Source organism: Lentzea sp. DG1S-22, from assembly GCF_036321065.1.
GTDB lineage: Bacteria > Actinomycetota > Actinomycetes > Mycobacteriales > Pseudonocardiaceae > Lentzea > Lentzea jiangxiensis.
Map to the genome: position 1 here is coordinate 5,418,937 of NZ_CP143276.1, position 13,021 is coordinate 5,431,957.

11 protein-coding genes and 1 pseudogene are annotated in these 13,021 nt (G+C 70.0%); 4 read left to right on the forward strand and 8 right to left on the reverse strand.

The genetic code is table 11. The annotated features are described in order from the left end of the window. Positions 1-169: 169 nt before the first annotated feature. Complete coding sequence (locus V1227_RS25110) at positions 170-1,732, reverse strand: FAD-binding oxidoreductase (RefSeq protein ID WP_329787947.1); 1,563 nt, start codon at positions 1,730-1,732, stop codon at positions 170-172. Between V1227_RS25110 and V1227_RS25115 the strand changes: the two genes are divergently transcribed. Beyond that, positions 1,731-2,306, forward strand: coding sequence for a TetR/AcrR family transcriptional regulator (locus tag V1227_RS25115; protein WP_329787948.1), 576 nt, complete (start codon positions 1,731-1,733; stop codon positions 2,304-2,306). The two genes, V1227_RS25110 and V1227_RS25115, sit on opposite strands and share 2 nt — an antisense overlap. Next, positions 2,303-3,688 (forward strand): glycerol-3-phosphate dehydrogenase/oxidase, encoded by a 1,386-nt coding sequence (locus V1227_RS25120; RefSeq protein ID WP_329787949.1) that lies wholly within the window; start codon positions 2,303-2,305, stop codon positions 3,686-3,688. Before V1227_RS25115 ends, V1227_RS25120 begins: the two co-directional genes overlap by 4 nt. Positions 3,689-3,740: 52 nt before the next feature. Here V1227_RS25120 and V1227_RS25125 read toward each other — a convergent pair whose 3' ends face one another. Genes V1227_RS25125 through V1227_RS25135 form a run of 3 tightly spaced genes read right to left on the reverse strand, consistent with a single transcriptional unit; the run spans position 3,741 to position 6,248 of the window. Further along, positions 3,741-5,468 (reverse strand): WXG100 family type VII secretion target, encoded by a 1,728-nt coding sequence (locus V1227_RS25125; RefSeq protein ID WP_329787950.1) that lies wholly within the window; start codon positions 5,466-5,468, stop codon positions 3,741-3,743. Next, the gene (locus V1227_RS25130; protein WP_090097358.1) at positions 5,465-5,773 is read right to left on the reverse strand and encodes a hypothetical protein; all 309 of its coding nucleotides are present in this window, start codon (positions 5,771-5,773) and stop codon (positions 5,465-5,467) included. Before V1227_RS25130 ends, V1227_RS25125 begins: the two co-directional genes overlap by 4 nt. Positions 5,774-5,795: 22 nt before the next feature. Further along, positions 5,796-6,248: a YbaB/EbfC family nucleoid-associated protein gene (locus tag V1227_RS25135; RefSeq protein ID WP_090097732.1), complete on the reverse strand. Its 453-nt coding sequence runs from the start codon at positions 6,246-6,248 to the stop codon at positions 5,796-5,798. 129 nt (positions 6,249-6,377) lie between these two features. Between V1227_RS25135 and V1227_RS25140 the strand changes: the two genes are divergently transcribed. Then, positions 6,378-7,286: an ABC transporter ATP-binding protein gene (locus V1227_RS25140; RefSeq protein WP_329787951.1), complete on the forward strand. Its 909-nt coding sequence runs from the start codon at positions 6,378-6,380 to the stop codon at positions 7,284-7,286. Next, positions 7,283-8,464, forward strand: coding sequence for an ABC transporter permease (locus V1227_RS25145; RefSeq protein ID WP_329787952.1), 1,182 nt, complete (start codon positions 7,283-7,285; stop codon positions 8,462-8,464). The genes V1227_RS25140 and V1227_RS25145 overlap by 4 nt, the downstream gene beginning before the upstream one ends. Here the strand turns inward: V1227_RS25145 and V1227_RS25150 are convergent. The 4 genes and pseudogenes from V1227_RS25150 to V1227_RS25165 form a co-directional block, all read right to left on the reverse strand. Further along, positions 8,454-9,658, reverse strand: a pseudogene (locus V1227_RS25150) (cryptochrome/photolyase family protein). The gene V1227_RS25145 and the pseudogene V1227_RS25150 overlap by 11 nt on opposite strands. A 238-nt stretch (positions 9,659-9,896) precedes the next feature. Further along, on the reverse strand, positions 9,897-11,210 hold the full coding sequence (locus tag V1227_RS25155; protein WP_089949867.1) for a citrate synthase: 1,314 nt from the start codon (positions 11,208-11,210) through the stop codon (positions 9,897-9,899). Between the two features lie 225 nt (positions 11,211-11,435). Then, complete coding sequence (locus V1227_RS25160; protein WP_329787953.1) at positions 11,436-12,368, reverse strand: carbohydrate kinase family protein; 933 nt, start codon at positions 12,366-12,368, stop codon at positions 11,436-11,438. A gap of 6 nt (positions 12,369-12,374) precedes the next feature. After that, positions 12,375-12,965: a TetR/AcrR family transcriptional regulator gene (locus V1227_RS25165; RefSeq protein WP_329787954.1), complete on the reverse strand. Its 591-nt coding sequence runs from the start codon at positions 12,963-12,965 to the stop codon at positions 12,375-12,377. Positions 12,966-13,021: the final 56 nt, after the last annotated feature.

Sequence of the window (13,021 nt, forward strand, 5' to 3'; positions counted from 1 at the left end):
CAGAAGGCGAAGCTGAGCCGCTTTGCTTCGGCTTTTCAGGCGGCCCCGCCGGTGGGGTGTCCTGTCACGAGTCGCACCACAGCTCTCGCTGGTGTGGCTCGTGACGGGACACCCCACCGGCCACCACCCGACTACGCAACGCGCAGCCGCCCAACCCGACAACCCCGGGCTAAACCAACTTCCCGGGGTTCAAGATCCCGGTCGGATCCACCCGCTCCTTCACCGCCCGCAGAACCGACATCCCCACGCTCCCGATCTCCCTCTCCAACCAGGGCGCATGATCAACCCCGACAGCGTGGTGATGGGTGATGGTCCCCAAAGAGGAAACGACCTCGGAAGCCGCAGCCTTGGCCCGCCCCCACTGCCCCACGGGGTCCTCGAGGTCCCGGGGCACCAGAACCGTGAAGTACAACGAGGCCCCGGTCTCGTAAGCATGCGAGACGTGGCACATCACCACGGGATTCCCGAGCTCGGCGACCAAAGCGGCCCGAACGGCCGAACGCACCTCGGAAACCCGGGACCAGTGGGCAGCGGTCTCCACGGTCTCGACGCACACGCCGGCATCCAGGAGCGCATCCCGCTGCCGAGGCCCGTTGAACCGCCCGTGCAGCCACGACGCCCCCATCGCCCGCCCGAGCCGAACGACCTTGTGCCCGCTCAACGAGCTCATGGTCGCGGACCGCGACCGGCACTCCCACCCCAGGATCACCAGACAAGGCTGCGCCACCCGCCGGAACCGCAGGTACTTGCGCAGCAGAGCGGCCTTCTCGCCGGCCATCTCCAGCGCGACCTCGGTCTCGTCCGCGTCGGACAGCCGGGTGATGTCGGCGAGGACCCCGTCCTGGGCCAGGGTCCGGACGAGCGCGACCCCGGCCTCCCACCCGTCCACCACGAAGCCCTCGTACCGGGGCCCGTACGGCCGGGGCCGGACACGCACGGAAACCTCGGTGATGACCCCGAACACCCCTTCGCTGCCCAGGACCAGCTGCTTCAGGTCGGGTCCGGCGGCAGAGGCGGGAGCGGTCCCGGCCACCCACTCCCCCACGGGAGTGGCCACCCGGACGGACTCGACCATGTCCTCGAAACGCCCGTACCCGGACGAAGCCTGACCAGCGGACCGAGTGGCGGCGAACCCGCCGATGGTCGCCCGCTCGAACGACTGCGGCACGTGCCCGAGCGTGAACCCGTGCTCTCCCAACAACTTCTCGGCCTCAGGCCCGGTCAACCCGGCCTGGAGCACAGCAACCCGTGACACGGGATCAACGGACACGAGAGAAGAAAGCCCGGAAAGGTCCAGCGCCACCACAGCGGCCTTGGACCCGCGCAGGGCCTCGACCCCGCCGACGACAGAGGTGCCCCCGCCGAACGGCACCACGGCGACGTCGTGCTCGACGCAGACCTTCAGCACCTCGACGACCTCGTCGGGCGAGCCGGGCGTCACGACGGCGTCCGGCACGGCCAGCTCGCCGTGTCCACGCCGCCGCAGCAGGTCGAGGTACGACAGGCCACCGGCACGCCCCAGCCGGTCCTCGTCGTCGGCCGAGACAGCGCACACGGCCTCCAGCGCCGTGAACGCGTCAGCGGACAGGGCGGACGGCGGTGCCGACACCGGCACCTCGGTGAACGGCTCGCCCAGGCCGACTCGCTGGGTCAGCCACGCCAGCGCAGGAGGCGGCAGCGGCACGGTTTCGGTGGTCCATCTCGCCCTGGTCACTGCTACAGTGTGACACATGACGTCTCAACGTCACACCCATGACGCCCTGCTCGACGCGACCCGTGAGTGTGTTCTCGAGGTCGGGGTGCGCCGGACCACCCTCACCGACGTGGCGAAACGGGCCGGCGTGAGCCGAATGACGCTCTACCGCCGCTACCCCGACGTCGACCACCTCGTGCGGGCCCTCATGACGCGGGAGTTCGCCGCGCTGCTCGCCGAGGTGGAACGGTCGAGCGGCCAGGGCAACGCGCGCGAGCAGCTCGTCCAGCGGGCCGTGGACGCCATCCGGATGCTGGACGCCAACCCGCTCATGCGCCGGGTCGTGCAGCTCGACGCGGACCTGATGCTGCCCTACCTCACCGACCGGCTCGGCAGCACGCAGCGGCTGGTCGAGCAGTTCCTCGTCGCGCAGATCGAGGCGGGGCACCTCGACGGGTCGATCCGGTCCGGCGACGCCAGGACGCAGGCCCGCGTGGTGCTGCTGAGCACGCAGTCGATGGTGCTCTCGACGCGGCCCGCCACGTCCGGGCTCGAGTTCACCTCGCTGCTCGACGAGCTCGCCCGGCAGCTGGACGGAGCCCTGAAGCCGTGAACACCTCCCTGAACGCCGCCAGGCGCGCGGAAGACCTCGAAGCGGCACAACGGGAGGTCGCCGACGTCCTCGTGGTCGGCGGTGGTGTCACGGGCGCGGGCGTCGCCCTCGACGCGGCGTCCCGCGGCTTGAAGACGGTGCTGCTGGAGGCGCACGACCTGGCGTTCGGGACGTCGCGGTGGTCCAGCAAGCTCGTCCACGGAGGTCTGCGCTACCTCGCGAAGGGCGACGTGCGGCTCGCCCACGAGAGCGCCGTGGAGCGCGGGATCCTGATGACCAGGACGGCTCCGCACCTCACCCGCACGCTGCCGATGCTGTTCCCGTTGCACGGCACCGCCGGTCACTTCGTGATGTCGGGCTTCCGCGCCGGCAACGCACTGCGCATCGCCGCCCGCACGCCCGCCGACGTGCTGCCCGGACCGCGCAGGGTGTCGAGGCACGAGGCGCTCGCGCTGGTCCCCGGCCTGGACGCGGGGAAGCTCACCGGCGGCCTGCTGAGCTACGACGGCCAGCTCGTCGACGACGCGCGGCTCGTCGTGGCACTGGCGAGGACCGCCGCGGGCCACGGCGCGAAGGTCATCACGCGCGCGAAAGTCGTGACGCTGCAAGGAGACGGGGCCGAGGCGCGGGACACGCTCACCGGCACCTCGTTCACCGTCAGGGCCAGGGCCGTGATCAACGCGACGGGGGTCTGGGCCGGCACCCTCGCACCGGTGCCCCTGCGGCCGTCGCGCGGCTCGCACCTCGTCCTCGACGCCGGGAGTGCCGGGATCACCGCGACGGCGCTGACGATCCCGGTGCCGGGCGAACGCAACCGCTACGCGTTCCTGCTGCCCCAGGGCAACGGCCGCGCACACCTCGGCCTCACCGACGAACCGGTCGACGAGATCCCGGACGTGCCGGTCGTTCCCGAGTCCGATGTGGACTTCCTGCTCGCGACGGCTTCCCTGGTGCTGCAACGGAATCTGACCAGGGAGGACGTCATCGGCAGCTACGCGGGCCTGCGCCCGCTGCTGCGGGCCGAAGGCACCACCGCGGACCTCTCCCGCCACCACGCCGTGCTCAGGGCGTCCAACGGCGTCATCACGATCGTCGGCGGCAAGCTCACCACCTACCGCAAGATGGCGGCGGACGCGGTGAACGCGACGAACCTGACGCAGATCCCCTGTCGCACCGAGGACATCCGCCTCGTCGACGACAGGCCCGCCCCGACCACGCCGATCGCTCCCGGCGTCACCGAGGCCGACGTCGTCCACGCCGTCCGGCACGAGGGCGCGCTCGACGTCGACGACGTCCTGGACCGGCGCACGCGGATCGGCCTGGTGCCGAGCGATCGCGAGAAGGCCGCCCCCGAGATCGCGAAGCTCCTGACCGACGCGTGAGAACGGGGCGCCCCGTGGGGGACGCCCCGTTCTCAGCGCAAGGATCGCAGGATCACTCGCCGATGACCGGCTTCGCGGCCTTGGGCGGGTCGACCAGGGCCTCGCCCTCGATCCGCACCTTCCGCTTGTGCTCGCTGTTGCCGCCCTGCTGGCCACCGGCACCGGCCATGGGAGCACCGCCCATCATGCCGCCCATGCCACCGCCGGCACCCTTTCCGCCACCGGCGCCGGGCGCGCCCGCCGCGGGCGCCGGGCTGCCGCTGGCCGCGGGCATGACACCGGCCGCGCCGCCGAACTGCGTGGCCGAGGTGCCGCCGGCACCACCGCCACCGGCGGGGCCGCCGCCCATGCCGGCGGGGATGCCGCCGCCACCGCCGCCGCCGCCGCCCATGCCGCCCTTCGGGATGCCACCGCCACCGCCGCCACCCGCACCGCCGCCGGACGCGGCCGTCGCGGCGTGGTCAGGGGTGGTCGGGCGGTACCAGTCGGTGTTCGGCGTCGTGGGCATGACACCGATCGACGGCGGCTTGACGCCCGTGTTGCCCCCGGCCGTCGTGGTCGTGTCGGGCTCCCAGTGACCTGGGACCCAGCGACCTCCGCCGGAGCCGGAGCCGGAACCCGTGCCCGTGCCGGAGCCCGAACCCGTGCCGTAGCCGGGCGGAGGGGTGTACCCGCCGTGGCTGACCCGGCCACCGGAGCCGGTCTGCGGCCGTCCACCGGTGCCGCCGTGCTGGCCGGGAACGGGCTGGAACGGCGTCACCGCGGGACCGGTGCCGACGCCCGAGCTCCAGCCGGACGGACCGCCCGAGGCGTTGCCCGGCACCGGCTGGAAGGGCGTGACCTGGGGGCCCGCACCCGACTGGCCGAGACCGCCACCGCCGGCACCGCCGCCGGCGCCGCTCGTGTACGTCCCGCCCGCACCGGCGGACGCGCGGTCCTGCTGGTCGGCGCGGATGCCGTCGAAGCCGCCCTGCGTCTGCCGGGTGATGCCACCGGCGCCGCCGCCACCGCTCCTCTGCGCCATCGAGGAGATGGCGTCGATGACCTGCTCGGCGACCTTGGCGATCTGCGTGACCGACTTGATCAGGTTCATCAGCTTCTGCACGGAGCCGACGAGCTTCTGCAGGAAGTCGGCGAGCTTCTTCGCGTAGTTGACCGCGGTGGTCACGATGTCCGAGATCGCGCCCGCGATGGCCGCGCCGAAGGTGAGGAAGGAGGCCGCCAGCCACTGGATGATCTTCATGACCATGTCCGAGACGGCCTGGCTGATCAGGTCCATGATCATCTTGCGGACGGTGCCGACGAGCTGGCCCGCGCCCTCGACCGCGCCGGCGATGCCGTCGACGGACCTGGCGAGGGTCTCGAGGCCGCCCGCGTGCTTCTTGGCGGCGGCGCGGTAGCCGTCGGCCGCCCGGCCCTGCCACTCGCGGGTCTGCGAGACGCAGATCTTCTCGTACTCGGTCGCGATGCCGTGGACCTGCTTGCCCGCGGAGCGGAACGACTCGGCCATCCGCGAGATGGACTCGGGGCTGCCGAGCAGGACGTCGAACGGCTCGCGCAGGAAGTCGACGTGCTGGATGGCCCAGCTGAACCCGGCGGACAGGAAGCCGCTCAGCGGGTTCGCGGACATGCCGACGATGCCCATCGCCGTGTTCGCGATGCCGAGGCCCGCGTTGACCCAGTCCCCCCGCTCGATGGCGGAGTAGGTGGTGGAGATGCTGGTGATCAGCTGCTGGGGGTCGGTGCCCTTGGCCTGCGACTGCGACGCTGGCGCGGTCATCCCCGGCCTCCCTTGAAACCGAACATGTTGTCGAGGTCGACCTGCTCGTACTGCTCGATGGTCTCGCGGAGACCGGTGCTCATGTCCATCAACGAGTTCGCCGCCTTGCCGAGCCCGTCCTGCGACAGACCGGCCTGCTGCAGGACGTTCTGGGCCAGGAACCCGAGGAAGACGCCGAAGGCCTCGGTCGTGAGAGCCCCCGGATCACACGTCTCGGTGGCCTTGCGCATCCGCTCCATGAGCTTGTTCACGTTCGCCGCGTGAGTTCTGAGCTCGTCCAGGTCGATGTTGAACTGCTGCTGCATGCCTAACCCCCTCCTCCTGCACTCAGGCCATGACGTCGGGCGGGTTCGTGAAGTACTCGTCGTCGGGCCGCGTGTCCTTGCGCTCCAACTCCGACTTCGGTTCTTCCTCGTCGGTTCCATCGCCCTTGTAGCCGTTCGGCATCTGGGCCTTCACGAACTCGAGAGCGGGACTGTCACCGACGAAGTCCGTCATGATCTGCACCACACGCCCGGAGGCGTCGCGCTGGGCCTTCGCGGAGGCCGTGAGCACGGCGGAGGCGATCTCGGAGGGGTCCATGCCGCGGGCCTCGGGCTTGATCTGCAGGCCGGTCAGCACGCCCGTCGCGTTGACCGTCACCGTGATCAGGCCGTCGGGCGAGCTGGCGCTCCCGCCCACACCTCCGAGCTGGTCGCGGGCCTGTTCGGCGTTCTGCTTCGCCTGCTCGATCTTGGCCCCGTACTGCGCGAGCCACTGGTCCGGGTCAATGGGCTGCATGGTCACCCCCGTTGAGTGAATTGGTCGTTCGTTCGATTCGCCGTAGACGCCCGTATCGTTTCACCCGTTCCCTGCTCACCGATACTTTCCGTCCGATTACCGCCATCCGGGCTAACGAAGGGGTTCACCGTGCCTGAGGGAGTGCTGGAGATCGACGCGGTCTCCAAGCGCTACGGGGAGGTCGTCGCCCTGCGGGACATGTCCTTCGACGTGCGCGGGGGCGAGCTCTTCGGGTTCGTCGGCAGCAACGGCGCCGGGAAGACCACGACCATGCGCATCGCGCTGGGCGTGCTCGCGGCCGACTCCGGCGAGGTGCGGTGGAACGGCAGAACAGTCGACCTCGACACGCGGCGCCGCATCGGCTACATGCCGGAGGAACGCGGCCTCTACCCGCGGATGAAGGTGCTCGACCAGCTGGTCTACCTCGCGGAGCTGCACGGCATGGGCACCAACAAGGCCCACACGAGCGCGGAGAACTGGATCGCGCGTCTCGGCCTGCGCGACCGCCGCTCGGACGAGGTGCAGCGCCTGAGCCTCGGCAACCAGCAGCGCGTCCAGCTCGCCGCCGCGCTGGTGCACGAACCGGACGTGCTGGTGCTCGACGAGCCGTTCTCGGGCCTCGACCCGGTCGCGGTGGACGTGATGAGCCAGGTGCTGCGCGAGAAGGCGTCCGCCGGTGTGCCCGTGGTGTTCTCGAGCCACCAGCTCGACCTCGTGGAACGGCTGTGCGACCGCGTCGGCATCGTCAGCCAGGGCTCGATGGTCGCGAGCGGCACGGTGGACGAGCTCCGGTCGGGCGGGGTGCCGCGCCTCGTCGTGGAGTCGCCGACCACCGGCTGGGCTGACACCCTGGACGGCGTGCGGGTGATCGAGAAGGACGAGACGCGGTGCGTGCTCGAGCTCGCCGACGGCGTGGACGACCAGACGGTGCTGCACGCGGCGTTGGCGGCCGGTCCGGTGCACGAGTTCTCGCGGCAGCGGCCCTCGCTGACCGAGCTCTTCCGCAACGTCGTGACCACCGAGGGCAGGAGCGCATGACGTCGGCCCGAGCGGTCTCGCTGGTGGCGAAGCGCGAGTTCGTCACGAAGGTGCGCACCAGGTCGTTCCTGATCGGCACAGCGGTGATCATCGCCGTGCTCGCCGGGTACGTGGTGCTGCAGTCGGTGCTCTTCGACGACCAGCAGCGCAGCGTCATCGGCCTGTCCGGGCAGGCCACCCAGCTCGCGGACCCGTTGCGGGACAAGGCGATGTCGTTCGGCATCGAGGTCGAGACGCGCGACGTCACGCCCGCGGGCGACGCCGAGCAGCAGGTCCGCGACGGCAAGCTGGACGCCCTCGTCACAGGTGCGCCGCCGGAGCTGAAGATGATCGTCAAGGGCTCCGGCGACGAGGTCCTGACGGCGGTGCTGAACGACGTGCTGCGCCAGCAGGTGCTCGTCGCGCAGCTGGCCGAGGCGGGCATCACCCCGCAGCAGGTCGCGCAGAACCTGGCGAACGTCAAGGTCGCCGTGACGGCGCTGGAACCCGTTGACCCGCAACACGGACAGCGCCTCGCCATCGGGTTGGTCGTGGCCGCGCTGCTGTACTACTCGTTGCTGGTCTACGGGACGATGGTCGCGCAGGGCGTGGTGGAGGAGAAGTCCAGCCGGGTCGTGGAGATCCTGCTCGCGACCGTGCGGCCGTGGCAGTTGTTGCTGGGCAAGGTGATCGGGCTCGGCGCGGTCGGCCTGCTGCAGCTGCTGGTGATCTCCACCATCGGCCTCGGGCTGTCCTCGGCGTTCGACGTCGTGGACGTCGGCTCGCTCGGCGGCGCCGCCCTGCTGACCGGCATCCTCTGGTACCTGCTCGGCTTCTTCCTGTACGCCACCGTGTTCGCGGCCGCCGCGTCGCTGGTGTCGCGGCAGGAGGAGCTGCAGTCCGTGCTGACGCCGATCAGCATGACGATCATCGTGGCGTTCGTCGCCGGCATCAACCTCATGATCGGCAGCCCGACCGGGTCGGCGGTGACGGTCCTGTCGCTGCTGCCGCCGTTCGCCCCGATCCTGATGCCCGGCCGGATGGCGCTGGGCGTCGCGCCGGCCTGGCAGGTCCTGCTGGCCGTGGTGCTCGCCCTGGCCGCCATCGCGGCGATCACGTGGCTGGGCGGGAAGGTCTACGCGAACGCCGTGCTGAGGACCGGCGCCCGCGTCAAGCTCCGCGAGGCGCTCAGGCTTTGACCGCCTGGTAGCGGTCGAGCGCCACCCGGCGTTCGACCGCGTGGTCCACGATCGGCGTGATGTCCGGCGAGTCGGGTGCGTACCTGCGCACGTAGGCACCGTCCGGGTCGAACTTCTCGGCCTGCGTCGTGGGGTTGAAGACGCGGAAGAACGGCGCCGCGTCCGTGCCGCAGCCCGCCACCCACTGCCAGTTGTGCTGGTTCGAGGCGAGGTCGCCGTCGACCAGGTGCTCCATGAAGTGCCGCGCGCCCCACCACCACGGCAGGTGCAGGTCCTTGACCAGGAAACTGGCCGTGATCATGCGCACCCGGTTGTGCATGAAGCCCTCCTGCTTGAGCTGCCGCATGCCCGCGTCCACGATCGGGAACCCGGTGCGGCCCTCCTTCCAGGCCTCGAACAGCTCCTTGTCGTCGTCGTGCACCATGCGGTCGAACTTGCGGTCGTAGTTCTCCCGCGCCGTCTCCGGCCTGTGCCACAACACGTCGGCGTAGAACTCGCGCCAGGCGAGCTCGCTGCGGAACGTCCCGTCGCAGTCCCGCAGGAGCGTGCGGGGTGCAGCACGCCCCACCGCAGGAACGCGGACATCCGGCTCGTCGCGTCGAGGTCGGGCCGGTCGCGGGTCTTGTCGTAGTCCGCCAGCCGTTCGTCGCGGAACTTCTCCCAGAGCGCCAAGGCGTCGGGCAGCTTCTCCTTGGCGTCAGGGATCTTCTGGCCGCCGCGCGGCTCCACCCAGTCCACAGTGGAGGAGCCGCTGTCCGCGGGTTCGCGCCAGCCGTGCTCCAGCCAGGCGCCGCGGAACGGCGTGAAGACCTTGAACGGAGTCCCGTCCTGCTTGAGCACCCGGCCCGGCGCCACGGCGTAGGGCGAGCCGGTGCGGACGAGCTCGACGTCCCCCAGCGCCTCCTCGACGGCCTCGTCGCGCTTGCGCCCGTACGGCGCGTAATCCGCGGAGATGTGGACACTGGCCGCGCCGATCTCCTCCGCAATGCGCGGAACGGTCGTCACCGGGTCGCCGTGCACGACCATCAGGCGGCCGCCCAGTTCGTCGTTCAGGGCGTGCAGACAACGGTGCAGGAAATCAATTCGCGCCTGCCCCGACGGTTTCAGCAACCGGTCGTCGAGAACGAACAACCCGAGTGCGCGAGGAGACCTTTCCGCGGCCGCGAGAATGGCCGGATGATCGGATGTCCGCAGATCGCGGCGGAACCAGACGATCGAGGGTTCGGAACTCACCGTTCGACGCTAAGGCGAGGCCGACGGGGCCGCACAACGAGCGGCGAGTTCCTGCAACCCGATCGTGTAGGCGATCTCGTGCGGCTCGGCGAGCAACGGCAGCACCAGCTACGTCCGCCACGCCCACCCCAGAACACGCCGAAGGCGCGTCACCCGACGGGGTGACGCGCCCTCAGCTCACGAAAAACCTAGCCCGTGATCAGCGGTTTTCCATCGCGACGAAGTCACGCTCCGTCGGGCCGGTGTAGATCTGCCGCGGGCGGCCGATCTTCGTGGCCGGGTCGTTGATCATCTCGCGCCAGTGCGCGATCCAGCCGGGGAGCCGGCCGAGCGCGAACAGCACGGTGAAGAACTTCGTCGGGAAGCCCATCGCCCGGTAGATCAGACCCGTGTAGAAGTCCACGTTCGGGTAGAGCTTGCGGGAGATGAAGTACTCGTCGCTCAGGGCGGCTTCTTCGAGCTGCTTCGCGATGTCGAGCAGCTGGTCGTCGGCGCCGAGCTTGCCGAGGATCTCGTCGGCCGTCTTCTTGATGATCGCGGCGCGCGGGTCGTAGTTCTTGTAGACCCGGTGGCCGAAGCCCATCAGGCGGACGCCGTCCTCCTTGTTCTTGACCTTGTTGACGAACGACTTCACGTCGCCGCCGTCGGCCTTGATCTTCTCGAGCATCTCCAGCACCGCGCTGTTCGCGCCGCCGTGCAGCGGGCCGAACAGGGCGTTGATGCCCGCGGAGATGGACGCGAAGAGGTTCGCCTCGGAGGAGCCGACCAGGCGCACGGTCGACGTGGAGCAGTTCTGCTCGTGGTCGGCGTGCAGGATGAACAGCAGGTCGAGCGCGCGGACCAGGTCCGGGTCGAGGTCGTAGGCCTCGGCCGGGAAGCCGAAGGTCATGCGCAGGAAGTTCTCCACCAGACCGAGGGAGTTGTCCGGGTAGAGGAACGGCTGGCCGACCGACTTCTTGTACGCGTAGGCCGCGATCGTCGGCAGCTTGGCCAGCAGGCGGATCGTGGAGATCTCCACCTGGTTCGCGTCGAACGGCGACAGCGAGTCCTGGTAGAAGGTCGACAGCGCGGAGACCGCGGACGACAGCACCGGCATCGGGTGCGCGTCGCGCGGGAAGCCGTCGAAGAAGCGCTTGAGGTCCTCGTGCAGCAGGGTGTGCCTGCTGATCTTCTGCGAGAAGTCCTCGAGCTGGGCGGCGGTCGGCAGCTCGCCGTAGATCAGGAGGTAGCTGACCTCGATGAAGTTCGAACGCGCGGCCAACTGCTCGATCGGGTACCCGCGGTAACGCAGAATTCCGGCGTCACCGTCGATGTAGGTGATCTCGGAGGAGCAGGAGGCCGTGTTGACGAAACCGGTGTCCAGGGTTACCAGGCCGGTGGTCGACAGCAGCTTGCCGAGATCGATGCCGGACGCGCCTTCGGACGCCCGCACCACCTTCATCTCGAGCTCTCCGCCCTCGTGGCGCAGCGCGACGGTCTGTGGGTCGTTCGGCGCAGTCGTCGCGTCGGGCATTCAAGTCCCTCTCAACGCTCGGACGGGGTGGCGGCAAACCACGCTGGGCCTGCCGTCGTCTCGGACCACCCCGTTGGGATCTGAGTCTTCAAGTCCACTCACGCTAGTCGGCGGAAGGCCCGCCTCGCAGCAGCGGTGTGAACCGATTCTGTGAGATGGGACCGGCATCACATCCGCAATGCCGGTTTCTAGCGCGGCTCCCCCACGGTAGTCCGATCCTCCGCTTTATCCAGCCAACGCGGCGGTGAGTTCGCTCGCAAAGGGCGGTTCGGCACCCGCGCGGGAACATGTGATCGCGGCCGCGGCGCCCGCGTAGGTCAATGCGGCCGTCCATTCCTCGCGTGAGAGCGCGCGCACCTTCTCGACGTCGAGGGCGTCGTGGTCGTGCAGCCACGCGAGCAGGGCACCTTGCACCGTGTCGCCCGCCCCGATCGTGTCGACGACGTCCACCTCCACCGGCGGCACGTCGACCTGGTCGGTGGCGGTGATGACGGACAGGCCGTCACCGCCCTTGGTCAGGACGACCGCGGCCGGTCCCTGTGAAATCCACGTCCTTGCGATCTCGATCACGTCGCCGTCCTCGGCGAGCCACCGGGCGTCCTCGACGGAGGCCTTCAGCAGTCCGACGTCCGGCAGCCACGACGTGAAGCGCTCGCGGTACGCGCCCGGATCGGCGATGAGCCCTGCCCGGATGTTGGGGTCGAGCGCGGTCAGCAAGCGCTTGCTCTCGCGCCGCAGCACCTTCTCGTAGACCGAGGCGCCGGGCTCCAGGACGAGGCTGAGGGTGCCGAACGACACCGCCTTCGCGTCCGCCGGCAGCGGTCCCGGGTCCTCCACGAGGCGGTCGGCGGTGCCCTCGACGTAGAACGAGTAGCGCGCGCTCCCGTCCTCCGCGAGCCCCACGACCGCGAGCGTCGTGTTCTCCGGCCCGCGCTGGACGAGAGACGTCTCGACGCCCGACTCCTCGAGCCGCTTCACGAGCTGCCCGCCGAAGTGGTCGGTCGAGATGCGCGACAGGAAGCCCGCCGGCACGCCGAGCCGCCCGAGCGCGACGGCCACGTTGTACGGCCCGCCACCGAGCTTCGGCGCGAGCGGCGCCAGCTCGTCGTCCCCGACCGGCACCATGTCGACCAGCGACTCACCAGCAACCACGATCACAGCGTTCTACTCCTTCGGGGAAGCGCCCGTCCTCTGGAGCCCATCCAACAGCAGTTCCCCCAGCGCGGTGAACGCCTCGGCGTCCGAAACACCTGCCCGTTTCGTGAGGACCCCCGTCTGGATGCCCTCGATGAGCAGCCCGGCCATCTCGGCGAACAACGTCGCGTGCACCTCGCGGAACACGTGCAGCTCGACGCCCTCCTGGATGAACGCCTTGATGCGCTCGGCGGCGGCACGGGCGTTGCGCTCGTAGGTGGCGCGCGTGGGCGGGAAGCCGGAGACGTCCGCGATGAACGCCGCCGAGGCCTTCGTCAGCTCCTCCGCCGCGCCCGCGAGGTAGCTGCCGATGCGTTCGCGCACGTCGTCGAGGCCCGCGATGCGCTTCTCGATGCGCTCGGCCGCCCCTTTGAAGTACCGCCCGACGACCCGCACGGCCAGCTGCTCCTTGCTGCCGGCGAGCGCGTACAGCGTCGACTTGGAGCAGTGCAGCCTGCCCGCGATGTCGTCCAGGGTGAGATGTCCGAAGCCCTCGGTGAGGAACAGCGCCTCCAACCGGGTGAGCAGCTCGGCCTGCCGCTGCGTGAGAGCCCGCGTCATGGTGAGGACCCTGCCACATGCGCTGGCCGGTGTACTGCACAACGCACTAGAGTACT

What these genes read in the sequence shown, in the direction of transcription:
- V1227_RS25130 (WP_090097358.1), bottom strand. Translation starts at nt 5,773, where the DNA reads ATGCAGCAGCAGTTCAACATCGACCTGGACGAGCTCAGAACTCACGCG.
- V1227_RS25145 (WP_329787952.1), top strand. Translation starts at nt 7,283, where the DNA reads ATGACGTCGGCCCGAGCGGTCTCGCTGGTGGCGAAGCGCGAGTTCGTC.
- V1227_RS25110 (WP_329787947.1), bottom strand. Translation starts at nt 1,732, where the DNA reads ATGTGTCACACTGTAGCAGTGACCAGGGCGAGATGGACCACCGAAACC.
- V1227_RS25155 (WP_089949867.1), bottom strand. Translation starts at nt 11,210, where the DNA reads ATGCCCGACGCGACGACTGCGCCGAACGACCCACAGACCGTCGCGCTG.
- V1227_RS25135 (WP_090097732.1), bottom strand. Translation starts at nt 6,248, where the DNA reads ATGCAGCCCATTGACCCGGACCAGTGGCTCGCGCAGTACGGGGCCAAG.
- V1227_RS25115 (WP_329787948.1), top strand. Translation starts at nt 1,731, where the DNA reads ATGACGTCTCAACGTCACACCCATGACGCCCTGCTCGACGCGACCCGT.
- V1227_RS25125 (WP_329787950.1), bottom strand. Translation starts at nt 5,468, where the DNA reads ATGACCGCGCCAGCGTCGCAGTCGCAGGCCAAGGGCACCGACCCCCAG.
- V1227_RS25165 (WP_329787954.1), bottom strand. Translation starts at nt 12,965, where the DNA reads ATGACGCGGGCTCTCACGCAGCGGCAGGCCGAGCTGCTCACCCGGTTG.